The 22,311-nt window shown below is 39.6% G+C and carries 23 protein-coding genes; 19 read left to right on the forward strand and 4 right to left on the reverse strand.

Features of this window, described 5'->3' with window-relative positions; genetic code table 11:
- The first annotated feature begins 2 nt into the window (after window positions 1-2).
- The 3 genes from trpB to motS all read left to right on the forward strand — a co-directional run bounded on the left by trpB (window position 3) and on the right by motS (window position 3,053).
- Entirely contained in the window at window positions 3-1,190 is a 1,188-nt protein-coding gene (gene trpB, locus BHF68_RS00785; protein ID WP_254006218.1) for a tryptophan synthase subunit beta, read from the forward strand.
- A 251-nt stretch (window positions 1,191-1,441) separates the two neighbouring features.
- The gene (locus tag BHF68_RS00790; protein ID WP_069641747.1) at window positions 1,442-2,275 is read left to right on the forward strand and encodes a MotA/TolQ/ExbB proton channel family protein; all 834 of its coding nucleotides are present in this window, start codon (window positions 1,442-1,444) and stop codon (window positions 2,273-2,275) included.
- Complete coding sequence (gene motS / locus BHF68_RS00795; RefSeq protein WP_245669613.1) at window positions 2,268-3,053, forward strand: flagellar motor protein MotS; 786 nt, start codon at window positions 2,268-2,270, stop codon at window positions 3,051-3,053. Before BHF68_RS00790 ends, motS begins: the two co-directional genes overlap by 8 nt.
- 41 nt (window positions 3,054-3,094) lie before the next feature.
- Here motS and BHF68_RS00800 read toward each other — a convergent pair whose 3' ends face one another.
- The 3 genes from BHF68_RS00800 to BHF68_RS00810 form a co-directional block, all read right to left on the reverse strand.
- On the reverse strand, window positions 3,095-4,234 hold the full coding sequence (locus BHF68_RS00800) for an acetoin utilization protein AcuC (RefSeq protein ID WP_069641748.1): 1,140 nt from the start codon (window positions 4,232-4,234) through the stop codon (window positions 3,095-3,097).
- Window positions 4,234-4,881 (reverse strand): CBS and ACT domain-containing protein, encoded by a 648-nt coding sequence (locus tag BHF68_RS00805; protein ID WP_069641749.1) that lies wholly within the window; start codon window positions 4,879-4,881, stop codon window positions 4,234-4,236. Before BHF68_RS00805 ends, BHF68_RS00800 begins: the two co-directional genes overlap by 1 nt.
- A gap of 66 nt (window positions 4,882-4,947) precedes the next feature.
- The gene (locus BHF68_RS00810) at window positions 4,948-5,577 is read right to left on the reverse strand and encodes a GNAT family N-acetyltransferase (RefSeq protein ID WP_069641750.1); all 630 of its coding nucleotides are present in this window, start codon (window positions 5,575-5,577) and stop codon (window positions 4,948-4,950) included.
- Window positions 5,578-5,734: 157 nt separating this feature from the next.
- Between BHF68_RS00810 and acsA the strand changes: the two genes are divergently transcribed.
- Both acsA and BHF68_RS00820 read left to right on the forward strand, forming a co-directional pair.
- On the forward strand, window positions 5,735-7,465 hold the full coding sequence (gene acsA, locus BHF68_RS00815; RefSeq protein ID WP_069641751.1) for an acetate--CoA ligase: 1,731 nt from the start codon (window positions 5,735-5,737) through the stop codon (window positions 7,463-7,465).
- A 98-nt stretch (window positions 7,466-7,563) separates the two neighbouring features.
- Entirely contained in the window at window positions 7,564-7,746 is a 183-nt protein-coding gene (locus BHF68_RS00820) for a hypothetical protein (RefSeq protein WP_069641752.1), read from the forward strand.
- An 84-nt stretch (window positions 7,747-7,830) separates the two neighbouring features.
- Here BHF68_RS00820 and BHF68_RS00825 read toward each other — a convergent pair whose 3' ends face one another.
- Window positions 7,831-8,031, reverse strand: coding sequence for a DUF1858 domain-containing protein (locus BHF68_RS00825; RefSeq protein WP_069641753.1), 201 nt, complete (start codon window positions 8,029-8,031; stop codon window positions 7,831-7,833).
- A gap of 208 nt (window positions 8,032-8,239) precedes the next feature.
- On the opposite strand from BHF68_RS00825, the gene BHF68_RS00830 reads away from it, so the two are divergent.
- From BHF68_RS00830 to BHF68_RS00895, 14 genes are all read left to right on the forward strand, one after another.
- Entirely contained in the window at window positions 8,240-8,989 is a 750-nt protein-coding gene (locus BHF68_RS00830; RefSeq protein WP_069641754.1) for a hypothetical protein, read from the forward strand.
- A 171-nt stretch (window positions 8,990-9,160) separates the two neighbouring features.
- The gene (locus BHF68_RS00835; protein WP_069641755.1) at window positions 9,161-9,907 is read left to right on the forward strand and encodes a vitamin B12 dependent-methionine synthase activation domain-containing protein; all 747 of its coding nucleotides are present in this window, start codon (window positions 9,161-9,163) and stop codon (window positions 9,905-9,907) included.
- Between the two features lie 11 nt (window positions 9,908-9,918).
- A complete protein-coding gene (locus tag BHF68_RS00840) occupies window positions 9,919-12,354 on the forward strand; it encodes a homocysteine S-methyltransferase family protein (RefSeq protein WP_218070311.1) in 2,436 nt (811 codons plus the stop codon).
- Between the two features lie 44 nt (window positions 12,355-12,398).
- Entirely contained in the window at window positions 12,399-14,174 is a 1,776-nt protein-coding gene (gene uvrC / locus BHF68_RS00845; RefSeq protein WP_069641756.1) for an excinuclease ABC subunit UvrC, read from the forward strand.
- Window positions 14,175-14,557: 383 nt separating this feature from the next.
- The gene (locus BHF68_RS00850; protein ID WP_069641757.1) at window positions 14,558-15,178 is read left to right on the forward strand and encodes a succinate dehydrogenase/fumarate reductase transmembrane subunit; all 621 of its coding nucleotides are present in this window, start codon (window positions 14,558-14,560) and stop codon (window positions 15,176-15,178) included.
- Window positions 15,179-15,193: 15 nt separating this feature from the next.
- A complete protein-coding gene (gene sdhA, locus BHF68_RS00855; RefSeq protein WP_069641758.1) occupies window positions 15,194-16,948 on the forward strand; it encodes a succinate dehydrogenase flavoprotein subunit in 1,755 nt (584 codons plus the stop codon).
- Between the two features lie 3 nt (window positions 16,949-16,951).
- Window positions 16,952-17,707 carry a succinate dehydrogenase iron-sulfur subunit gene (gene sdhB, locus BHF68_RS00860; RefSeq protein ID WP_069641759.1) on the forward strand — a complete coding sequence of 252 codons (756 nt, stop codon included), beginning with the start codon at window positions 16,952-16,954 and terminating at the stop codon, window positions 17,705-17,707.
- Window positions 17,708-17,825: 118 nt separating this feature from the next.
- Window positions 17,826-18,248: a hypothetical protein gene (locus tag BHF68_RS00865; RefSeq protein WP_069641760.1), complete on the forward strand. Its 423-nt coding sequence runs from the start codon at window positions 17,826-17,828 to the stop codon at window positions 18,246-18,248.
- Window positions 18,249-18,278: 30 nt separating this feature from the next.
- Window positions 18,279-18,872: an HD domain-containing protein gene (locus tag BHF68_RS00870; protein WP_069641761.1), complete on the forward strand. Its 594-nt coding sequence runs from the start codon at window positions 18,279-18,281 to the stop codon at window positions 18,870-18,872.
- A gap of 98 nt (window positions 18,873-18,970) precedes the next feature.
- Window positions 18,971-19,318 carry a sulfite exporter TauE/SafE family protein gene (locus BHF68_RS00875; RefSeq protein ID WP_069641762.1) on the forward strand — a complete coding sequence of 116 codons (348 nt, stop codon included), beginning with the start codon at window positions 18,971-18,973 and terminating at the stop codon, window positions 19,316-19,318.
- On the forward strand, window positions 19,318-19,710 hold the full coding sequence (locus tag BHF68_RS00880; protein WP_084019110.1) for a sulfite exporter TauE/SafE family protein: 393 nt from the start codon (window positions 19,318-19,320) through the stop codon (window positions 19,708-19,710). The genes BHF68_RS00875 and BHF68_RS00880 overlap by 1 nt, the downstream gene beginning before the upstream one ends.
- Window positions 19,711-19,881: 171 nt before the next feature.
- Window positions 19,882-20,100, forward strand: coding sequence for a helix-turn-helix domain-containing protein (locus BHF68_RS00885; protein ID WP_245669614.1), 219 nt, complete (start codon window positions 19,882-19,884; stop codon window positions 20,098-20,100).
- 364 nt (window positions 20,101-20,464) lie between these two features.
- Window positions 20,465-21,406, forward strand: coding sequence for a hypothetical protein (locus tag BHF68_RS00890; RefSeq protein WP_069641763.1), 942 nt, complete (start codon window positions 20,465-20,467; stop codon window positions 21,404-21,406).
- A gap of 148 nt (window positions 21,407-21,554) precedes the next feature.
- Window positions 21,555-22,214: a DUF2441 domain-containing protein gene (locus tag BHF68_RS00895; RefSeq protein ID WP_069641764.1), complete on the forward strand. Its 660-nt coding sequence runs from the start codon at window positions 21,555-21,557 to the stop codon at window positions 22,212-22,214.
- Window positions 22,215-22,311 lie beyond the last annotated feature (97 nt).

The following is a 22,311-nucleotide window of genomic DNA, read 5'->3' on the forward strand; positions in this document are numbered from 1 at the left end:
TAGTGAAACAAGAATTAGTGAAAGAAACTGGTTATTATGGTGAATTTGGTGGGAGCTTTGTTCCAGAGGAACTACAAAAGGCATTGGATCATATTGAGGAAAATTTTTATAAATTCAAAGATGATCCAGACTTCATTGAGGAACTTGATTATTATAATCGTGAGTATATTGGCAGACCAAATCCGTTATACCTAGCAGAGCGTTTGACTGAAAAGCTAGGTGGCGCAAAAATATATCTAAAAAGAGAAGAACTAAACCATACTGGCTCTCATAAAATCAACAACGTTCTAGGTCAGGTCTTACTGGCAAAAAGAATGGGTGCAAAAAGAGTTATAGCTGAAACAGGAGCGGGGCAGCATGGTGTAGCAACTGCAACGGCATGTGCTATGTTTGGTATGGAATGTGTAATATATATGGGTGAAGAAGATACAAGGCGTCAGGCATTAAACGTATTTCGCATGGAGTTATTAGGTGCAAAGGTTGTAGCAGCTACAGAAGGTAGCCGTACCTTAAAAGAAGCTGTAGACGCAGCCCTGAACGATCTTATGGAAAACTATAAAAACACCTATTATATGTTGGGTTCAGCGGTGGGGCCTCATCCATACCCAATGATTGTTAGACACTTTCAAGCTGTGATTGGTCGAGAAGCTAGACAGCAGATTTTAGAAAAGGAAGGTAAGCTGCCAGATGTAATTATGGCCTGTGTTGGCGGAGGTAGTAATGCTATTGGTTTATTCCATCCTTTTGAAGCAGATAAAGATGTGAAAATTATCGGTGTTGAGCCTGGTGGAACAGGAATCGAAGCAGGTATTCATGCGGCACCATTAGTGGCAGGCACCCCTGGGGTTATCCATGGCTTTAAATGCTATGTTGTTCAAAAAGAAGATGGCACATTAAAAGATACTCATTCTATAGCTGCAGGATTAGATTATCCTGGGGTAGGCCCTCAGCATAGTCACTTAAAAGCTAGTGGTCGTGCTGAATACGTGGCAATTACGGACAAAGAAGCTTTAGATGCTTTTCAACTGCTTTCTAAGCTTGAAGGAATTATCCCAGCCCTTGAGAGTTCTCACGCAGTTGCACATGCCATAAAGATTGCACCACAAATGTCGAAAGATCAGACAATTATAGTGAATCTTTCTGGTCGCGGAGATAAGGATGTCCAGCAGGTATTTGAAATGTTAAAGTAGACTAATTATTAAGCAATAAATGATAATACACAGGTGTTGAAGAGTGTTTTAATGCTCTTCTTCACCTGTTTTTAGTTTTAACATGTTAAAAAAGATGATATTTTTCCGATAAATATGTTACACTTAGGTAGTTGTGTGCGTATAATCGTAAATTTAATTGTAATAATTTTAGGAGTTTTTTCACTTGTACAAGCATTGTATCTTAGTGTTTAATTAATAATATGTTTCTTAGATAGATTAGGAGAGATCTGATGGGGAAATTTGATGCGTTGACGGCTGGTGGAATATTTGTCGGCCTTACAGTATTAGCTGCAGCTATGTTTATGGGGGCAGATTTTGCCTTTGAAGGTGTTACAGCATTTGTCAGTGCTACTTCTTTATTTATTGTTGTCGGAGGTTTAAGTAGTGCCCTTGCTGTTAACTACACCCTTACAGAGCTTAAAGGGCTTATCACCATAGCTAAACAGGCTTTTTATGAAAAAGATAGCGAGATTATTGGACTTATTCAAACATTTTCAAACCTAGCTACAAAAGCCCGTCGAGAAGGATTATTAGCTTTAGAGCAAGAAGCTGAAGAGTTAGAAGATCCTTTTATTAAAAAAGGTATACTCTTAGCAGTTGATGGTATTGAACCAGAGCTTATTAAAGAAATAATGCAGGCTGAGGTCATTGCTGTTGAAGAGCGCCATCAAAGGGGAATTAATATCCTATCAAAAGCTGGAGAGCTAGCGCCAGCATTTGGTATGCTTGGAACAATAGTTGGGCTTGTACTCATGCTAAGAAATTTAGATGACCCAGATACAATTGGTCCGAAAATGGCGATTGCACTTATAACTACATTCTATGGTTCTTTACTAGCAAACCTTGTATTTATTCCGATGGCAGGCAAATTGACGAATAAAAGTGAGCGTGAAATATTTATTAGACAAATTGCAATTGAGGGCGTACTAGGTGTGCAGTCTGGGCAAAATCCAAAAATATTAGAAGAAAAATTAAAAGCATTCTTATCTACTAGTGAACGTGAAATTTACGAGCAAGCACTTGAAGACGCAGCCAACGATAAAGGGGAAGATTTAGGTGCGTAGTAAAAGTAAAAAGCATAAGCCTGGTGCCCCGTTATGGATGGTTACGTTCTCGGACTTAGTCACGTTAATATTGTGTTTCTTTATTCTGTTATTTGCGTTTTCAACAATAGACATAGTTAAGTTCAAGGCGATTTCTGACTCTTTCCGCAAGAAAAGTATAGTGGAAGGTGGAGTGAGTGTGGTATCACCAGACCCTCCGTTGCATGCGAATACTAATGTTCCAATTGATGAAGATAATCGAAGTGTTGATGAAGACCAAAGTCAGCAAGAAGTGGCTCAGGTACAGGAAGAGCAGTTGGATGATTTATATGAAGCAGTACAGCAATATTTAGAGGATAATCGTTTAGAGACAGTAATTGCAGCCACCAGAGATGATCGAGGAGTGACCCTTGAAATTCGTGATCGCGTGCTATTTGATTCAGGTAGGGCTGAGATTAAACCTGAAGGAATTCCATTCCTTGCTACAGTGGGTAGATTAATTCAAGGGATGCCAAACCCGATTGAGGTAGAAGGACATACCGATAATATACCAATATCGACTATACAATTTCCGTCGAACTGGGAATTGTCAACAGCCCGTGCAAGTCGTGTAATCCGTTATTTCATAGCAGAGCACGAAATGGACCCAGATAGGATGACGGCTGTTGGATATGCTGAATATAGGCCGATTGCTCCTAATGAAACTGCTGATGGTCGTGCATTGAATAGAAGGGTACTAATAAATATAGGTAAGCTTTCTGAAGATGAATTAATGGCTAGGGCAATGGCCGCTGAATAACTTAACGCCCAAAGGACTATATAATCCTTTTGGGCGTTTTCCTATAGCTTGTGCAATACTTTTTTTGCTGTTAATGTGTTTTTCTCGTCGATTTCTGCCTTCCTTGGCACGGGCTCATATAGCTTCTCGGGATCCTGCATGTGTGTAGGCAGGGTTACGGGAGAGCTTGCCTGCCACTTATCTATCCAGGCATTTGGTAGTTCGCGGTGCATGATATCTTGATTGTTCATCTCTGCCCATAATAAGGTCCAGGCGCGCGGCACAACCCGCCATAGGTCATACCCGCCTCCGCCAATAGCAACCCATCTTCCTGAGCAGTATGTGTGTGCAAGTTGATGTACTAGCTTAGGAATTTCAGCGAATATATCTATGGTCGTATAAAGGTGTGTCAGTGGGTCGAGGTAGTGAGCGTCGCAGCCGTTTTGACTTATGATGATATCAGGCTTGAATGACTCAACCACACTTGGCAGCACCTCGAACAATACTTCTTTAAATGAATCGTCCTCTGTGAACGGCTCTAAGGGAATATTGTATGAATAGCCAAAGCCTTCACCTGCACCTCGTTCGTGAATATGTCCAGTCCCAGGGAATAAATATTTGCCTGTTTCATGAAAGGATATTGTTAGGACTGTCGGATCATTATAAAAAATTGATTGCACGCCATCGCCATGATGAGCATCGGTATCAAGATAAAGTACCCGCGCTTTATACTTCTGCTGTAAGTACTTAATAGCAACAGCAGCATCGTTGTAAATGCAAAATCCTGAAGCCCTGCTTGCAAAAGAATGATGTAGCCCGCCGCCTAGGTTTAACGCATGTTTACATATTCCTTGCATAACAGACTCGGCTGCCTGAACGGTTCCGCCTACGACCAGGGATGACACTTGGTGCATGTTTTCAAAGGTTGGAGTATCCTCAGTGCCAAGACCAAACCTTGAGGAGCTGTAATTAATATCCGTAGAGGCCATTTTCACTTCGTCAATATATTCTTGGCAATGAACTAATCCTAAAAGCGCATCACTTACCTCTGTTAGACTAACAATCTGCTCGGGTTTAAGTAAATTCATTTGCTCGATTAAATCTACAGTTAATTCTAAACGTAATGGATTAAAGGGGTGATCTTCTCCAAAACGATATTTATAAAACCTCGGATCATGAAAAAATAAGCTCTTATTATTCATTACATTTCTCCGTAGGATAATCCTAAAGGTCCCTTAACTTTATAGCCAGCTTTCTCTATAGCCAAGCATACACGTCGAGGATCCATCGTTTGCACACGAAACACAAGTATTTTCTTGCCATGCTCAGAGCTAGGCTTCAGATAAATACTTGTAACGTTAACCTTAAGATCTTTAAATATAACAGCTATGTCTGCTAACATACCAGGCTTATCATCGACAGTTACTTCAACATGAGAACTTGGTTGATTCACCCCCAATAATTCCACTAACGTATGTAAAACATCGGACTCCGTTACAATTCCCACAAGCTTGCCTTTATGGATTACAGGCAGGCAACCGATTCTGAATTCATATAAGACGCTGGCAGCGTCCTCGACAAAATCTAATGGATGTGCAGTAATGACGTTTGTATTCATGATTTCTTTAATTGTAGTTTTTTGTAATAAATCATCCTGGTCTTCGTTTACAAGCTTGGATGGACATACATCTCTCAAATCTGTATCTGTTACAATTCCAACAAGAACTTGGTTTTCAACAACTGGTAAATGCCGTATGCGTCTTTCTTTGGTAATGCGTAGTGCAGCTGCAAGGCTTTCTGAAGGCTCTACGGTAATAACCTTCTTTTTCATGATTTCTTCGATTAACATAAGAGCAACCTCCGTTCAATCAATAATCTTAAATATTAATTAGTATATTAGTACATAAATAGTAACTTAGTACATATGCCTGTTTTTGAAGCGTAAATTATCAAAGGCTTCTATAGATTCTAGGGGAACCTCCTTGCCAATCCTAGCCATTAATAAATTTGCTGGATGGGAGCAGATTTCAGGATCGTCTGTGGCGAAATACTCCATGCCAACACTGCTCATAATGCTTTCCATAATCTTTCGGTAATCCCAGACTGAAAGACCCGTATTCTTTAAATCCCAATGCCAATAATATTCCGTTGATATAACAATAAACTGATCCATAACTGAGTCTTTAAAAGCTATTGCCATCATTTTTTTGGCTAGTCCATATTGCCGGTAGTCCTTGGCTACCTCGATAGCACCTAGCTCAAGTAAATCCTCCATATTCCCTTCGGCCCAACGTTCGTATGGGTCTGGGTAATGGAAGGTAATATATCCAACCAATGTATCATTGTGAATAGCTCCTACAATACGGCCTTCAGGTAATTCGGCGATTTCCACCAATGCTTCCTTTTGCTCTTCTGGAATTCGAAAAGCCACTAACTGTTCATGCATATTTAGGTGTCTAAGTTTTTCGGCTTCAATTGGACCACAAATCTCAATAGTTGAACCGTCCTCTAAGGTTATTTCCTCTGAAAAATAATTTTTTTCCATGATTTCCTCCTAAATCTGTACTATATCTACTAATACTATTGACAAACAAACTGCTAATGTTATATAACAGATATAAGAAAACAATTATGATTATGTACTGTTATAGTATATTGTATCACATGAATAGGTTAAGGAAAAGAAAAGGGAGGCCTGAATTATGTCAAAGGAAATTATTTATGCAGAGATTAAGGACTGTAACTTGCAGGATTACGAGAAGGCGTATCAAGAATTCAACTGGGAAGATGTTGAGAAGGAATTTAGCTGGTATGAGACCAATAAGGTCAATATCGTTTATGAAGCAATTGATAGGCATGTAGATCAAGGAAATGGAGATCAAATTGCTTTAATATATTCTGATCCTAAACAGGAGGTAAAGCTGACCTTTGCTGATTTGAAGGCTAAAACCAACCAGTTCGCCAACGTCCTTCGTCAGAAGGGTATAGGTAAAGGTGACAGGGTATTTATATTTATGAACCGAAGCCCTGAGTTATATATTGCAATGCTAGGTGCCTTGAAAATAGGTGCAATTGTTGGGCCACTATTCGAAGCATTTATGGAGAATGCAGTAACTGATCGTATGCAGGATAGTGCTGCCGTAGCCATAATTACGACCAATGCCCTTATAGAGCGCGTAGCTTATAAAGATCTTAAAGACCTTAAGCATGTAATTGTTACTAATTTAGATAAAGAAAAGTATCAAAGTGACGATGAGACAAACTTCTACGATTTTAGCGAGGAGCTTAGCGGTGCCTCGGAGGATGCTGAAATTGAGTGGGTAGATCGTGAGGATGGCATGCTGTTGCACTACACATCTGGTTCAACAGGTAAGCCAAAAGGGGTTCTGCACGTTCACAATGCAATGATACAGCACTATCAGACAGGTAAATGGGTAATTGATTTTAAACCAGGTGATATATACTGGTGTACGGCAGATCCAGGCTGGGTAACAGGCACAGCTTACGGAATTTTCTCACCATGGTTGCACGGTGTGACGAATATTGTACGTGGCGGACGCTTTAGTCCGGAGGATTGGTACTCGACGCTACAGAATTATAAAGTTACTATATGGTACAGTGCGCCAACGGCATTTCGTATGTTAATGGCTAAGGGTGCGGATAGTATTGACGATTTTGATTTAACATCAATCCGTCATATTATGAGTGTAGGTGAGCCGTTAAATCCAGAGGTTATTCGCTGGGGTATGAAAACCTTCAAGAAGCGTATCCATGATACATGGTGGATGACAGAGACTGGTGGACAAATGATTGTTAACTTCCCTAGTATGGACATTAAACCTGGTTCCATGGGTAAGCCTTTCCCTGGTGTTGTAGCTTCTATTGTCGATGATCAGGGTAATGAATTAGGGCCAAACCAAATGGGTAACTTAGCAATCAATCGTGGCTGGCCATCAATGATGCGCAAAATATGGAACAACGACGCTAAGTATAATGAATACTTCCAGTTTGAGCCATGGTATATTTCTGGGGATTCTGCGTATAAGGATGAAGATGGATACTTCTGGTTCCAAGGACGTGTAGATGATGTAATCAATACATCGGGAGAGCGTGTAGGTCCATTTGAAGTAGAAAGCAAGCTAGTTGAGCATCCTGCTGTTGCTGAAGCTGGAGTAATTGGTAAGCCAGATCCACTTCGTGGCGAGATTATTAAAGCGTTTATTTCCTTACGAGCTGGCTATGAGCCAAGTGATGAATTGAAGGAAGAAATTCGTCAGTTTGTAAAAACTGGTCTAGCGGCCCATGCAGCACCAAGGGAAATTGAATTTAAGGACGGACTACCAAAAACACGCAGTGGTAAAATAATGCGTCGTGTATTAAAGGCATGGGAGTTAAATCTTCCAACTGGTGATTTATCTACCATGGAGAAATAGAATATAAGCAATCGTATTGTGGGACTATATATATGAATGTTTTAAAACATTCGCATCTTCTAATCGTATTTTACACTTAAATTAAGGGGGAAATACAAATGGAAGACAACGTCCGCAGAATTATGATGGGAGTTGCTTTAGCATCGACGGCTGTATTAGCTTTCTCTCGTGAGGCTAGACGGATGGTCGGCAAGATGGCTTTTAAAAGTGCTACCAGGGCAATGGACGCAGTAGATGAAACCAGAGATTTCTTAGGGAACGCAAGGGATCGCATTAGGTAGCGGATGAAATTGTTTTTATCTGCAGGCACAAAAAAAGCAGGCATTTCCAGTCGGAAATGCCTGCTTTTTTTATGTAGTGATAAATTATTGTTTTACAGAAGCGTTTAGATCAGCGATTAGTTTATCTGCATCGATACCGTGTACTGCGGCACCTTGAGCAATGTTCTCATATCTAGCAGCGGAACAGCCAACACAACCTAAGCCGTGCTTCATAAATACCTCAATTGTTTCGGGATATTTTTGTACTACCTCAGAGATTGTCATTTCAGCAACAATTGCAGCCATTTTCGTACCTCCTATTTTTACAATTTCATAAGTATTCTACACTAATAACAGGTTAAAAACAAGCTTACATAGCACATTTGTACATGTAATAGATTCTTTTACCACTTATATTTTTTGATTAAGAATACTATGCTATACTTATAAAGTGAAGAATAATTAATGGAAATGCGCGATATACAAGTATTTTAGATTAGGGGGTATTGTTAAAATGAAAGCATTAGTTGTTTTAAATCCCAGCATGTCAAAGCGATTGATAGGACGGGCAGTGGCTAATATGTCAACGGTTCAAACGGCGTATAAAGAGGGTAGAATTATTATTGCTGGTGGTACTACAAACGCATATGTTGCGGAAGAGCTATTACAGGAATCCCTACATAAAGGCTACTACACAGCTGGTATAGTTTCTAAGGGTAAGCTTGACATAACAGATGAGCAAAAGCGCTTAAAGCCAATATCGTTAGTCGATGGTGAGAAGGTAGAACAGCCGTGGCCAGATGTTATGGCTGAGTTCACTAAAGGTGATTTATTTATTAAGGGTGCGAGTGCCTTAGATTTAGATGGTAATGTCGGAATTTTAGCTGCTGATCAAAGGGGAGGTACAATCGGCCTTGCTTACGGAACAGTAATTGCCCGTGGTGCAACCTTTATCTGTCCTGTCGGCTTAGAAAAGCTAGTGCCGAACGTAATAGATGCATCAATAGAAGTGGGTATAAACGAAGTTGATTTAGTGATGGGTACTCCAGTCGGATTAATACCACTATCGAATGCAATTGTTATAACTGAGCTAGAAGCCTTTGAAATTCTATTTGATGTAATGGCAACCCATGTAGCGTCGGGAGGCGCTAATGGCTCTGAGGGTTCAGTTACAATTGTGCTTGAGGGAGAAGAGGAACAGGTTCGTGCAGCGTTTGCATATGTAGAAAGTATCCAAAACGAGTCGAATGTGGTGCTAGACTAAATCTATTCTGACAAATTTAGTCGGATATATTGACATTTAAGTCATAGTAGTATAACATATTCTAAACTATATTGGAGTAAGTACTCTTAGCCTCTTTCTAAGGGGCTTTTTTTGCATATACAAATAGCTCTGTTTGATTGTAAGATATTGCTTCTGAAATGAGGGCTTATTATGATTTTTCCACATGTGCCAATAACCATAAAGGTAAGTGAGGTTAATCGCTACCTTGGCTTTAAGAAAAACAAATCGGAAACAACAGAAGAAATTGATGAGCTTATCGAATCAATGCTCAAACAAGCTAAATATATCCTTGAACCAAAAGGGATGATTCGACATGCGAAAATCGTCACTAAAGACCCTAAGAAATTCGAAATTACTTGCACTGATAGCAATGTTGCGGAACATGGGAAAGATGTACATGCTTCTTATATAATCCGAAGTGAGAAAGTGTACAAGCATTTAGCGGAATGTGAAGCAATTACATTACTAGGAGTAACAATTGGAGAACAAATCGATATGGAAATCGATCGTTTATTTAAAGAACAGCAGCCTACAAAGGCACTGATTTTAGATGCAATTGGCTCTGATGCTGTTGAACGAGTCGCTGATTATGTAGATGATTACGTGAAGAAAGAAGCGAAGCGAAAAGGCTATGGCACGAGGTTTCGCTATAGCCCTGGCTATGGTGGCTGGTCCGTTGAGAATCAGCAGGATTTGATTAACTACTTAGGTGGTAATGAAATAGGTATTAAAACCACGGAGCATAGTCAGCTAATACCCCGCAAGTCAGTATCGGCAATTATTGGCTGGTATCCATTGACCCATACTAATAATGGGTTATCCGAACAGGAGTCAGCAGACCAGGAAACTAAGTGTAAGATGTGTGACTCAGTAGATTGTCAAATTAGAGATAGTTAGGAGAGATTTGTTTGAGGAATTGGTTAAAGGAATATTTGCAGAAAAACATACTAATTTTTGACGGTGCTATGGGAACACAGCTACAAAGCAAAGGCTTCCCTACTGGGGCTAGTCCTGAAAGCTGGAATATAGAACGGCCAGAGGTAATAACGGCAATTCATAGAGCTTATTTTGAAGCTGGTAGCAATGTTGTTACAACCAATACCTTTGGCGGAAACCGTATTAAGCTAAAGGAGTTTGGCTTAGAAAATCAGCTTGAACAGATTAATATGCAGGCTGTACAGTGCGCTAAAGCAGCGATATTCAATGACAGTCAGTGGGTAGCTGGTAGCATGGGACCTACTGGAAAATTTGTTGAGCCACTAGGTGAAATTAGCTTCGATGAAATGTATGACATATTCAGAGAACAAGCCCAAGCTTTAGAAAAAGGCGGCGCAGACCTACTGATTATCGAAACCTCAGGTGATATAGGTGAAATGCGTGCAGCGGCATTAGCTGCTGTTGAAAACACCAGCATCCCTGTAATCGCCTCATTAACATTTAACGAAGATTTGCGCACGTTCACAGGAACTGACCCTGAAAGTGCTGCTATAATTTTAGAAAGAATCGGTATTTCAGCCATAGGGGCAAATTGCTCTGGAGGACCTAAGGAGCTTTTGGAAATTGGTAGACTGCTTGCGAGAAACACCAATTTGCCAATAATAATACAACCTAACGCTGGACTACCAAAGCTGGTAGATGGTCAAACAGTATTTGACGCAACTCCTGATGAAATGGCAAAATATGCACGGGAAATGGTTGAACTCGGAGTTAATATTGTAGGTGCATGCTGCGGAAGTTCACCTGACCACATTAAAGCGATTGCGGAAGCGACTATAGGTATAGAGCCTAAACAGCGACAGCATCAGTTTGGTCTGCGGATTGCCAGTCGCACGAAGTCTGTTGAAATTCAAGCCTCAAAAGCTCCGATTGCAGTAGGAGAACGGATTAACCCAACGGGTAGGAAGGCATTATCTGAGGAAATTCGCGCTGGCAAAATGGATATGGTGCGTAAGGAAGCCATTGAGCAGACAGAAGCTGGAGCGGCTGTGCTTGATGTTAATATGGGCGTGCCAAAGATTGATCAAATACAGGCGATGAAGACGGCGGTAAATCGTATTCAGACGCTTGTAGACACACCTCTAATGCTAGATAGTACCGACCCTAAGGTGTTAGAGGCAGGACTGAAGCAATATCATGGAAAAGCGCTGATTAACTCTGTGAATGGTGAAGAACAGAGCTTACTTGAGGTGTTACCATTAGTAAAACGCTTCGGAGCGTCAGTTGTAGGACTTGCTCTAGACGACGATGGGCTTCCGGCTACAAAAGAAAAACGCTTAGAAATAGCTACGAAAATTGTTAAACGCGCGCAAGAGCACGATATACCTGCGAAGGATATTATTATCGACTGCTTAGTCTTAACGGCAAGCGCTCAGCCAGAAGCGGTTCAGGAAACCCTGCAAGCGATTCCATTAGTGAAGGAGCAGCTAGGGGTAACGACAATTTTAGGTGTTAGTAACGTGTCCTTTGGTTTGCCAAAGCGTCCATTTATCAATCGGACCTTCTTTTCAATGGCCTTAGGGGTTGGATTAGATGCTGGTATCATAAATCCGTTAGATATCAACATGATGATGGCACTGAAGACAAGCGCTGTCTTAGCTAACCGTGACCCACATGCAGCAGAGTATATAGATTGGTCACAGCATTTAGATGAATCAGCTTCAGAGATTAGTGTGCAGCGCCCAACAGACAAGCAGACGAAGGATATAGGACAGATTAGCTGTATATTTGAGCTACTAAAACATACGGTAGTTACAGGAGATAAAGAAAACGTAGTTGCTCGTATCAATGATGGATTAGAGCAGGGACATAGCGCGATGGATCTTCTGAACAAGGGTCTAATCCCAGGAATAGAAGAAGTAGGCGAGAAGTTTGGCAAGGGCATTTACTTCTTACCACAGCTGATGCTAGCAGGTGAAACTATGACTGCAAGCTTCCATGCATTAGAGCCAGAACTAAATCGTATCGGTAGTAAGAAAATAGGCAAGGTAGTAATGGCAACAGTAAAAGGAGACATCCACGATATTGGTAAGAATATCGTCAGCGTCCTACTTGCCAACCATGGATTTGATGTGATTGATTTAGGTAAGAATGTCGATACAGAATTTATCATCCAGCGCGCCATTGAAGAGCAGGCAGATATCATAGGCCTAAGTGCACTGATGACAACGACGATGACAAGAATGCCTGAGTTAATTGACAAAATTAACGAACAAAAACTACAGCAAAAGGTAATTGTAGGTGGGGCAGTAGTAACGTCTAGCTACGCTAAAGAGATCGGTGCTGATGGTTATTCAAAGGACGCTGTAGAGGCAGTTAGCCTCTGCAAACGCCTAATTGCAGAATAGGACACAGAGGAACCGTCCCCTTGTGTTTGTTTGGGGTGAAATATATGAACTTTAAAGATAAACTCGCATTATTACCAGCAAAGCCTGGCTGCTATCTAATGAAGGATGATAGCGGTCAGGTTATCTATGTTGGTAAGGCTAAGGTCTTGAAAAACCGCGTGCGCTCTTACTTTACAGGCAGTCATGACGAAAAAACACAGCGACTAGTAGCTAATATTGAAGACTTCGAGTATATCGTTACTGATTCAGCTACAGAGGCATTAATACTTGAGTGTAATTTAATAAAAAAGTACAAGCCACAATATAACATTTTACTTAAGGACGACAAGACCTACCCATACCTAAAAATCACCAACGAACAGCATCCGCGCTTAGAGGTTGTACGTAAAGTTCTCAAGGATCAAGGTAAATACTTCGGACCATATCCAAGTGCTCAGGCTGCCCATGAAACAAAACGGCTGTTAGGGCGCATCTATCCATTGCGTAAATGTAAAACGATGAAACCTGTCCCGTGCTTGTATTACCATATGTCCCAATGCTATGCACCATGCACTGAAGTGGTTAATCCAGAAAACTACGAATCAATTGTCTCAGATATTACGAAGTTTCTTAAGGGTGATTATAAAGGACTCCGCGATGAACTGCGAACTAAAATGCAAAAGGCAGCGGAGATATTGGATTTTGAGCGGGCTAAAGAATTTCGTGACCAAATCCAAGCCATTGAAACTATTATGGAAAAGCAAAAAATCATCCTTACTGATACAGTTGATCGTGATATATTTGGCTATTACGCCGAGCATGGCTGGATGTGCGTGCAGGTGTTTTACATGCGCCAGGGTAAGCTGATTGAACGTGATGCTAGCCTGTTCAAGCATTATGGGGACGAGCAAGAGGACTTTATGACCTTTGTAACCCAGTACTACCACGAAAATCACGCTTTGCCAAAGGAAATATTACTGCCAGAAGTAAAGGATGCTGTCGAATTAGAGGAATGGCTATCGATTAAAACAAAGGTGCCACAGCGTGGCGCGAAGAAACAGCTTGTAGATATGGCAAATAATAATGCTAAGATAGCGATAGAAGAGCGATTCTTAATATTAGAACGGGACTACAACAGAACATTTAAGGCGATTGAGGATTTAGCTAAGGCTATGAATATTCAGACACCGAGACGAATTGAAGCCTTTGATAATTCCAATATTCAAGGTACTGACCCAGTATCGGCAATGGTTGTCTATATTGACGGCAAGCCTGCACGTAAGGAATACCGTAAATATAAGATAAGAACAGTTGTGGGGGCAGACGACTATTCGACCATGCGAGAAGTAATACGCAGGCGATATTTAAGGGTATTAAAGGATAGCCTGCCGCTGCCAGACTTAATTGTAATAGATGGTGGTAAAGGACAGCTATCGAGCGCTATTGATGTACTGGAAAATGAACTTGGCTTGGATATCCCAATCTGTGGCTTGAAAAAAAGCCGCGAGCATAAGACAGAGCAAATCCTATTCGGTAAAAACGCAGAAATTATCCCCCTTGAGAAGTCGAGTGAAGCCTTTTACCTGTTACAACGAATACAGGATGAAGTTCATCGTTTTGCGATTACCTTTCATCGTCAAACAAAGAATAAAAACACCTTTACATCCGAGCTTGATAATATAAAAGGGGTTGGGGAAAAACGCCGTAAAGCGCTGCTAAAGCATTTCGGCTCTATAGAAGGAATCCGTAATGCTAGCGTAGAGGACTTCCGTCAACTTGGCATAGGTGATGTATTGGCGCAAACAATACTAGCGAGCCTTAAAGCCAACGAAACTAAATAATATGGTCTTTTAGGTAATTACGGTACGCTTTGTAATATTACTGTAATATTCATCTATTGTTAACAAGCAAGATAATAGTAGTTTTTAGCTACTGTTAGCGATTGTTATTATATAAAGGATTGAGTTAGTAAATTGTCGAAATTCAACGACAAAATAACTAGTGAAAAAGTATTGGAGAAGCACTAAAGCGGCACGTTGGTAGTTGTTGGTGCTTCTTGACTGTGCTTTTTAGTGGGTGTATTATAACACATAACGATATTTTTTAATGTTTTATATAAAGGGGGCATAAAGATACTAGAGTTGTTCTAATAGTAGATAGAGTTGAATATTTACTAGAATAAAACAGAAGCTTTATTAAAGAAAGGGAAGGGGGAACCAATTAAATGGATCGTGGAAATCACTTTTTACTAAGGAAGGTACATTCATTATTAGGAATCATACCTTTAGGTTTATTTTTAATTTGGCATTTGTATGTAAATTCGATAGCTTTAATGGGTGCGGAGGTTTATGATTCTGTGGTCAATGGACTAATGGGAATCATGGGTTTTCCGTATGTTCTATTTGTAGAACTGTTCTTCATCTTTATCCCGTTAATTATTCATGGGGTATATGGAATGTACATAGCATACACGTCTAATTACAATGTTGGTACGTATGGCTATGCGCGCAATTGGGCATTTGCAGTACAGAGGATTAGTGGAGTTATCTTATTCTTCTTCTTAATTTGGCATGTATGGCATTTGCGTTTAGCCCACGTTATTTTTGGTACTCCTATCAATTTTGATACTATGGCTGGTATAGTTGCAAGTCCATTCGCATTAGGATTCTTCATTTTGGGGATTATCTCTGCAGCATATCACTTTGCTAACGGAATTTGGGGTTTCTTAATCACTTGGGGTATTACGGTAGGACCGAAATCGCAAAAGGTTGTAGCAGTAGCTACCACAGCACTCTTCTTCGTACTTTCTTTCGTTGGTGTGCGCGCGATTTTAGCTTTTGTATAGGAGGGAATGGAACAGATGAGCAAACAGAATTTAGTAATAGTCGGTGGAGGTTTAGCTGGCTTAATGGCAACAATAAAAGCTGCAGAAGCAGGGGTTAAAGTTGACCTAATCTCGCTTTGTCCTGTAAAACGTTCTCACTCCGTATGTGCTCAAGGTGGGATTAATGGAGCAGTGAATACAAAAGGTGAGGGAGACTCACCTTGGGAGCATTTTGACGACACGGTATATGGTGGCGACTTCCTAGGAAACCAGACAGCTATTAAAGGCATGTGTGACGCAGCACCTGGGATTTTGCATTTGATGGATCGTATGGGTGTTATGTTCAATAGAACACCAGAGGGTTTACTAGATTTCCGTAGATTTGGTGGTACAAAGCATCACCGTACAGCTTACGCGGGTGCTACTACTGGTCAACAGCTTCTGTACGCTTGTGATGAGCAGGTGCGTAGACATGAAGCGGCTGGTCTAGTTACTAAATATGAAGGCTGGGAAATGATTTCAGTCATTTTAGATGACGAGCAAGTATGTCGTGGTGTAGTTGTACAGAATTTATCAACGATGGAGCTTAAGGTCTTTAAAGGGGACGCTGTTATTTTAGCTACTGGTGGACCTGGTATGATTTTCGGCAAATCAACTAACTCTGTTATTAATACAGGGTCAGCAGTTGGAGCAGCTTACCAACAGGGCGCTTATTTTGCAAATGGTGAGTTTATTCAAATCCATCCGACGGCGATTCCAGGAGATGATAAGCTACGCTTAATGTCTGAATCTGCACGTGGTGAAGGTGGGCGTGTATGGACATATAAGGATGGCAAGCCTTGGTACTTCCTAGAGGAGAAATATCCAGCATACGGTAACTTAGTACCGCGTGATATTGCAACCCGTGAAATTTTCGATGTATGTGTTAACCAGAAGCTAGGTATCAATGGTGAGAATATGGTATACCTAGACCTATCACACAAAGATCCTAAGGAGCTAGATCTTAAGCTTGGCGGTATTATGGAAATCTACGAAAAGTTCGTAGGAGAAGATCCGCGTAAGGTTCCAATGAAAATCTTCCCTGGAGTTCACTACTCGATGGGTGGAATCTGGGTTGACATTAACCATATGACAAACATTCAAGGACTATTTGCTGCTGGGGAATGTGATTACCAATATCATGGAGCAAACCGTTTAGGTGCTAACTCGCTATTATCTGCAATCTACGCAGGAATGGTAGCTGGCCCGAACGCTATTAAGTACATGAAGGGTCTACAAAAATCCACTGACGATGTAGCAGAATCAGTGTTTGAAATACAACTGAAAGACCAAGAACTAAAGGTTCAAAAGATTTACAATATGAATGGTACAGAGAATCCGTACCAGCTGCATAAAGAGCTTGGGGACGTTATGACAGACAACGTTACCGTAGTACGTTATAACGACAAGCTAGCACAAACAGATGTGAAAATCCAAGAGCTTATGGAACGATATAAGAACATAAATGTTTGTGACACAATTCAGTGGAGCAATCAGACAGCAGTATTCACTCGTCAGCTTTGGAACATGCTAGAGCTAGCTAGAGTAATTACGATTGGTGCATTAAATCGTAATGAATCTCGTGGTGCTCACTATAAACCAGATTTTACAGAACGTGATGACGAGAACTGGTTAAAGACAACAAAAGCAAAACATACTCCAGATGGTCCAGTGTTTGAGTATGAGGAAGTAGATATTTCACATATTAAGCCTCGTCCAAGGGTGTATGATGTTGATAAGGGGGCAAGCTAAACCATGAGTGAACAAAAATTTATTCATTTAATAGTAGAGCGTCAGGATAGTCCCCAGAGCTCACCTTATACAGAAGAATTTAAGGTACCTTATAGAAAAAACATGAACGTTATTAGTACGTTAATGGAAGTTCAGAAGAATCCAGTAAACGCAAAAGGTCATCGTACAACTCCGGTAGTTTGGGAATGTAACTGTCTGGAGGAAGTATGTGGTGCATGTTCTATGGTTGTTAATGGCAAGCCGCAGCAGGCGTGTACGGCCTTGATCGATAAACTAGAGCAACCAATTCGTTTAGCACCGTTAAGCTCATTCCAGATTATTAGAGACTTAATGATTGATCGTCAGGTGATGTTTGATAGCTTGAAAAAGGTAAAGGCATGGATACCAATCGATGGCACCTATGATTTAGGTCCAGGTCCGAGATTTGCTGAAAGAGAGCGTCAATGGGCGTACGAACTATCTAAATGTATGACCTGTGGCTGCTGTATGGAAGCTTGTCCGAACTTCAATGAACGAAGTGAGTTCATAGGACCTGCGCCAATCAATCAGGTTCGTCTATTCAATGTTCATCCAACGGGTGCTATGAATAAGGAAGAACGCTTAGAGTCAATCATGGGACGTGGTGGGATTACTGACTGCGGTAACTCGCAGAACTGCGTACAGGCCTGTCCGAAGGAAATACCTTTGACAACCTCATTAGCTGACTTGAATAAGCAAACAACTAAGCATGCATTTAAGAACTGGTTAACGAAGGAATAGTAAGTGATTATTGAACCTGCTACATAGTCTGTATAGACGGTAGCAGGTTTGTTTTTATTTCTATTGGTAAAAATAAGGACGAGGTCTCCTACTGAAATTAGTTACGAGGTGAAAAGCTATGTACTTTCATGGAATAAAAGCTGAATACCTACAATTTCACTTTCCAATTATAAATCCAGTACACAGTGAGCACCGTCGCTCGTCTATGCAGCTAACGGATGGACAAAAGCTGAAAGAGCGCTTTGGTTTTGAGCCTGTACATCTTCTTCAATCATCTGATGCACTTTCCAAGCGTTCTTGTATTAAGCAGTGTAGTAGGTTTGGAGATACTGTGTTTGTTTTTGAGAATATATCCTTGCCGATTCTGTATTTAAGCAAACACGAACGCGGTGTGGCAGTGCTTGATTTAAGGGATGCTATATATTGCTATACTACGAAAATGATGAACGCCAATTTAATAAAAAAATATCTTCCTAATTTGCCAATTCGAATTGACTCTATCCAAAAAAACAATACAATAAGTAACAAAAGTAGCATCTAATCAATTAACAAGGTAGCAGGGGAGATTTTAATGGCTGCAATAGGACAACGAATTAAACAATTGGCGTGGGCCTTAACGGCCCATTATAAGGGGATTGACGAGTTTCAAGTATGCAAACAGCTTAATAATCAAGAGCAAGAACTGTTTTTTGCTATGTCAAAGCCTGATCAATACCACGCTTTTCGAGTATATGAAACTGTTTTACAGCATTTAGAGAAAGATCGTAACCTAAGTGAATTAGAAATACAGCTGTTAAAAAAAGCAGCCCTGCTCCATGATGTTGGAAGGATAAAGGGCGAATTTACGATTGCGCATAAAGTACTTGCAGTAATTATCGACCGTTATATTCAGAAAAAACCTTCAGCAGAAAGGCAAGATATTATAAATCGTGTCATAACTAGGCGACGACCGTATTTTCTATATATATACTATAAACATCCGATTCTATCTAAACAGAGGCTAGAGCAAATAGGAAGTCATCCGCTGCTTATATTTTTAACAGAGCATCACCATAGTAATTTGCCAGTTCAACAGTTAATAGCAGATGTACAAATAGCTTGTGAGGACAAGCATACATGGCAGCAGCTTTTAACAATACTGAGAAGTGCTGACGAGCAGAACTAATTTGATAATAGCTAAAATGCATGAGGAAATGTATGAAAAGAACGCCTTACTCCATACTAACAATAACGATTGTTGTTTGGTGAAAGGGGTTTTTCTTTTTGAAAATCTATTCTGTCATCATTGGTTTTTTAACAGGAATTATTAATGGGTTGTTAGGGGTTGGAGGAACAGTACTTGTTCCAGCCATGATTTATATATTACATACAGAGCGTCGTCTAGCCCATGGAACTGCGTTACTTATAATCTTTCCGACATCGGTGGTTAGTACATTTGTCTACCTGCAAAATGGCCACGTAGATTTACAGCTAGCTTGGAAGTTGGCTATCGGTGGCGTAGTAGGGTCTTACATAGGTGCTAAAGCACTGAGGAAAATATCGATGGTCTGGGTGAAGCGTATTTTTGCAATAGTGATGATAGTTGCTGGTATAAGAATGGTGATTGGCTAATGGATACTATATTAATCGTCGGAATTAGTGTCGCAATGGGGATTCTGCTTGGCATGGGAGTCGGTGGTGGCAAGCTTCTAATACCAGCCCTTGTCCTGATAATTGGAATTTCACAACAAACAGCCCAAGGAACTACATTGGCAGTATTCTTGCCAATATCATTAATAGCTATATACACGCATATTAGAGAGAAGAACATAAGCTATAAGGTAGCACTATATTTAATCGCAGGTAGTGTAGTCGGAGCGTTTATTGGCGCACAGGTAGCGGCAAGTCTTGACACGGACTATCTGCGCAAAATATATGGAGGATTTATGCTGGCTATCGGGTTCTACGAAATGTTTAGTAAAGATCCAAAGACTAGATATCGTGCTCACGAAAATAAAAGCTAAGACTGCTAAGATAGTGGAACCACGTTAACTAACTCTTCATATTATAAAAATAGGCTTAGGCCGGAGCCTAAAATCTTCTAGAGTCGCACCCCTCAAAAATCTGTAACATACTATATGATGACTGTATCCTTAGCTTCCTGGTACCTTGTGCCGCGCAGGAGGGGTAGCATTGTGAAAAGTAGAAAAGATCGACCACTATTGACAAATCGTGAGCGCGAAGTGTTTGATTTATTGGTTCAAAGTAAAACGACGAAAGATATCGCCGCACTATTATTTATAAGCGAAAAAACAGTACGGAACCATATATCAAACGTCATACAGAAATTGGGTGTGAAAGGGCGCTCGCAAGCAGTCGTGGAACTAGTACGATTAGGGGAAATAGAAATATAGCTTTCCCCTCTTCGCAACAAATGGGTAAAGCCTAAACATACTGATTATATAATCGGTTTGTTTAGGCTTGCTTTTTGCTGGATATAAGGAAAAAAGAAAACTTGTCGAAAATTGACAAGTTTTGTCGAAAGAGCAGGATATTGGCAGGTTGTCGGCGAAAGATGAAATTAAGTATATATTAAGTCCGATTTCAAGGGTACTAATGTCTATAATGCGAAGTTGGTTCATTATAACTTTAATACTATACATAGAAATATTACCGACATTAATGTCGTCGTAAATCACACTAATATGTAACGATTACCGAACCTGTATCGGGAATAATAAGTTAGACGAAATTTTGCATTTCGGAGGTGAATTATAAGTGGCTTATATTTATAGTAATGGGATATCATCTTCAGTTTTGGACAAAAGTCAAGGATTTTACTTAGCTAAGTTAATGAAGGATTACTCGTATCCCGGAGATGAGATTATATATTCACTAGACAATGAATGTGTTCGCTTATACGAGATATTTCAAAATAAGATATTCGAGGATAGTTCGAAGTATTATCAGGAACTGAAAGTTCTTCCTATATGGGTATATACTGCGGGACTGGATTCAGATATTAGTGTTGGTAAGAAGGAGTTTGAGAGATTAATAAATTCAATTAAAAAAGATAGTGTTTATAAACATTTATATCTCGCTGATTGTCAATCGTTAATAGGTTCAGTACAAGAAAACATCTTGTCTATTAACTGGGGTTTAATCAATTTTTATATACAGTTAAGTAATACCGAACATATAGAAAGCACGAGTGATGGTGTCTTTTGGAAAAAGTCAATGCAAACATCCTTAGTTTTTTCAATATTGAGTAATTTGATTATTACTATATACTCTTCTTTTGATTTGCTCACCAAAACTGCAATTGAATTAGAAAGTATACATACAGAATTTAAAAATTATCCCAACCTAAAATCATCAAACAAACTGTATGGTAATAAGAAAGAGTTGAATAAAATCGATTTTACGGGAACAGTTTTTGATAGTTCAGAAACAATTCAGTTTGTTATAAATATGCGTAATGAACTGATTCATAATTCATCTTGGGAGCAAAATCCAAAAATCTTTTTTGTAATAAAAGACGGGAAGGTTCAGGAAAAATTTATACTCAAACCAGATTTTACAGAAGGAAATATAGATAAATATAAAAATAGAAAAAGGTTTTTTTCTTCTGATATAAAGATTAATTTAGAATTACCCAATATTATCTTAGATATTTTGAATAGGATAAAAAAAACAATCTGTGAATTTCAACGACTATGAAAGTTGCAAACTTCGTCTAACACTGAAATTACCAAAACTTTGCAAAGACGTATGCGGAAAGACGCTTCGGTAATTCAGCGAACGTTATGCGAAAGAGCGTATCAAATTAATACATAGATAAAAAAATATATAACGCGGGAGTCCTCTAATGGAATGTATAAAAAATGAAATCTATTATCATATTCAAAATTCAAATAGTTTCAACTCGTTGACAAATTGGAGTATTGGACAAACATACTTCGTTGGTAAAAATCGAAATCCTTTCTTTGGTTTTTTTGATAGCTATGGAAAGGGTATCACTGACCCTAATACAAGTCAGATTTTTTCTATTAACTATGCAGCATCTGCCATGGAAAATTACATTAACACAGGGAAAAAAGATCCTGCATTTGCAAATTTTTATCATTTTGATTCAAATAGAGCTGTATCAGAGCTAGCGGATACATTAAATCATTATATAAGATATGTTAGAGAAATATTATTTGAAGAAGTAAGAAAAGACTTCTTCCCAGGCTATCCTTCTAGACAAAGAGGTATATGGGTTATTCCTAATGATTGTGATATTACACAAGCTGTTAATTATTGGTGGTCGCAATTAGGTGCAGGAAACAAAAAAGTATTTAAAGTAGAACTAACAGGAAAAATTCACAGGTCCAATCAACAATACTTAACTTTAAGGACAGATAAGTTGGATGTTTTTAGACAAGAAGCTTTTAAATATTGGGTTGGAGTATCTGGAAATACCTCGATAGAAGACGAGTGTCTATTTGAGGGGTTTGTTACTGTACTCGAAGAAGTTAATCCTTGAAGGGAAAGAAAAAAGCTTGATGTTGGTAGTAACGCATAGTTTTAAAGTAAATGCCGTGCAACTTTCTCTTAACCATATGCTTCGAACAGCAAAGAAA

Origin of the sequence: Desulfuribacillus alkaliarsenatis, assembly GCF_001730225.1 — a bacterium.
Classification (GTDB): Bacteria; Bacillota; Bacilli; order Desulfuribacillales; family Desulfuribacillaceae; genus Desulfuribacillus; species Desulfuribacillus alkaliarsenatis.

What these genes read in the sequence shown, in the direction of transcription:
- BHF68_RS00825 (WP_069641753.1), bottom strand. Translation starts at nt 8,031, where the DNA reads ATGGCTGCAATTGTTGCTGAAATGACAATCTCTGAGGTAGTACAAAAA.
- BHF68_RS00810 (WP_069641750.1), bottom strand. Translation starts at nt 5,577, where the DNA reads ATGGAAAAAAATTATTTTTCAGAGGAAATAACCTTAGAGGACGGTTCA.
- BHF68_RS00895 (WP_069641764.1), top strand. Translation starts at nt 21,555, where the DNA reads ATGGAATGTATAAAAAATGAAATCTATTATCATATTCAAAATTCAAAT.
- BHF68_RS00865 (WP_069641760.1), top strand. Translation starts at nt 17,826, where the DNA reads ATGTACTTTCATGGAATAAAAGCTGAATACCTACAATTTCACTTTCCA.
- BHF68_RS00805 (WP_069641749.1), bottom strand. Translation starts at nt 4,881, where the DNA reads ATGTTAATCGAAGAAATCATGAAAAAGAAGGTTATTACCGTAGAGCCT.
- uvrC (WP_069641756.1), top strand. Translation starts at nt 12,399, where the DNA reads ATGAACTTTAAAGATAAACTCGCATTATTACCAGCAAAGCCTGGCTGC.
- acsA (WP_069641751.1), top strand. Translation starts at nt 5,735, where the DNA reads ATGTCAAAGGAAATTATTTATGCAGAGATTAAGGACTGTAACTTGCAG.
- BHF68_RS00830 (WP_069641754.1), top strand. Translation starts at nt 8,240, where the DNA reads ATGAAAGCATTAGTTGTTTTAAATCCCAGCATGTCAAAGCGATTGATA.
- BHF68_RS00820 (WP_069641752.1), top strand. Translation starts at nt 7,564, where the DNA reads ATGGAAGACAACGTCCGCAGAATTATGATGGGAGTTGCTTTAGCATCG.
- BHF68_RS00790 (WP_069641747.1), top strand. Translation starts at nt 1,442, where the DNA reads ATGGGGAAATTTGATGCGTTGACGGCTGGTGGAATATTTGTCGGCCTT.
- BHF68_RS00850 (WP_069641757.1), top strand. Translation starts at nt 14,558, where the DNA reads ATGGATCGTGGAAATCACTTTTTACTAAGGAAGGTACATTCATTATTA.
- sdhA (WP_069641758.1), top strand. Translation starts at nt 15,194, where the DNA reads ATGAGCAAACAGAATTTAGTAATAGTCGGTGGAGGTTTAGCTGGCTTA.
- sdhB (WP_069641759.1), top strand. Translation starts at nt 16,952, where the DNA reads ATGAGTGAACAAAAATTTATTCATTTAATAGTAGAGCGTCAGGATAGT.
- BHF68_RS00870 (WP_069641761.1), top strand. Translation starts at nt 18,279, where the DNA reads ATGGCTGCAATAGGACAACGAATTAAACAATTGGCGTGGGCCTTAACG.
- BHF68_RS00800 (WP_069641748.1), bottom strand. Translation starts at nt 4,234, where the DNA reads ATGAATAATAAGAGCTTATTTTTTCATGATCCGAGGTTTTATAAATAT.
- BHF68_RS00835 (WP_069641755.1), top strand. Translation starts at nt 9,161, where the DNA reads ATGATTTTTCCACATGTGCCAATAACCATAAAGGTAAGTGAGGTTAAT.
- BHF68_RS00880 (WP_084019110.1), top strand. Translation starts at nt 19,318, where the DNA reads ATGGATACTATATTAATCGTCGGAATTAGTGTCGCAATGGGGATTCTG.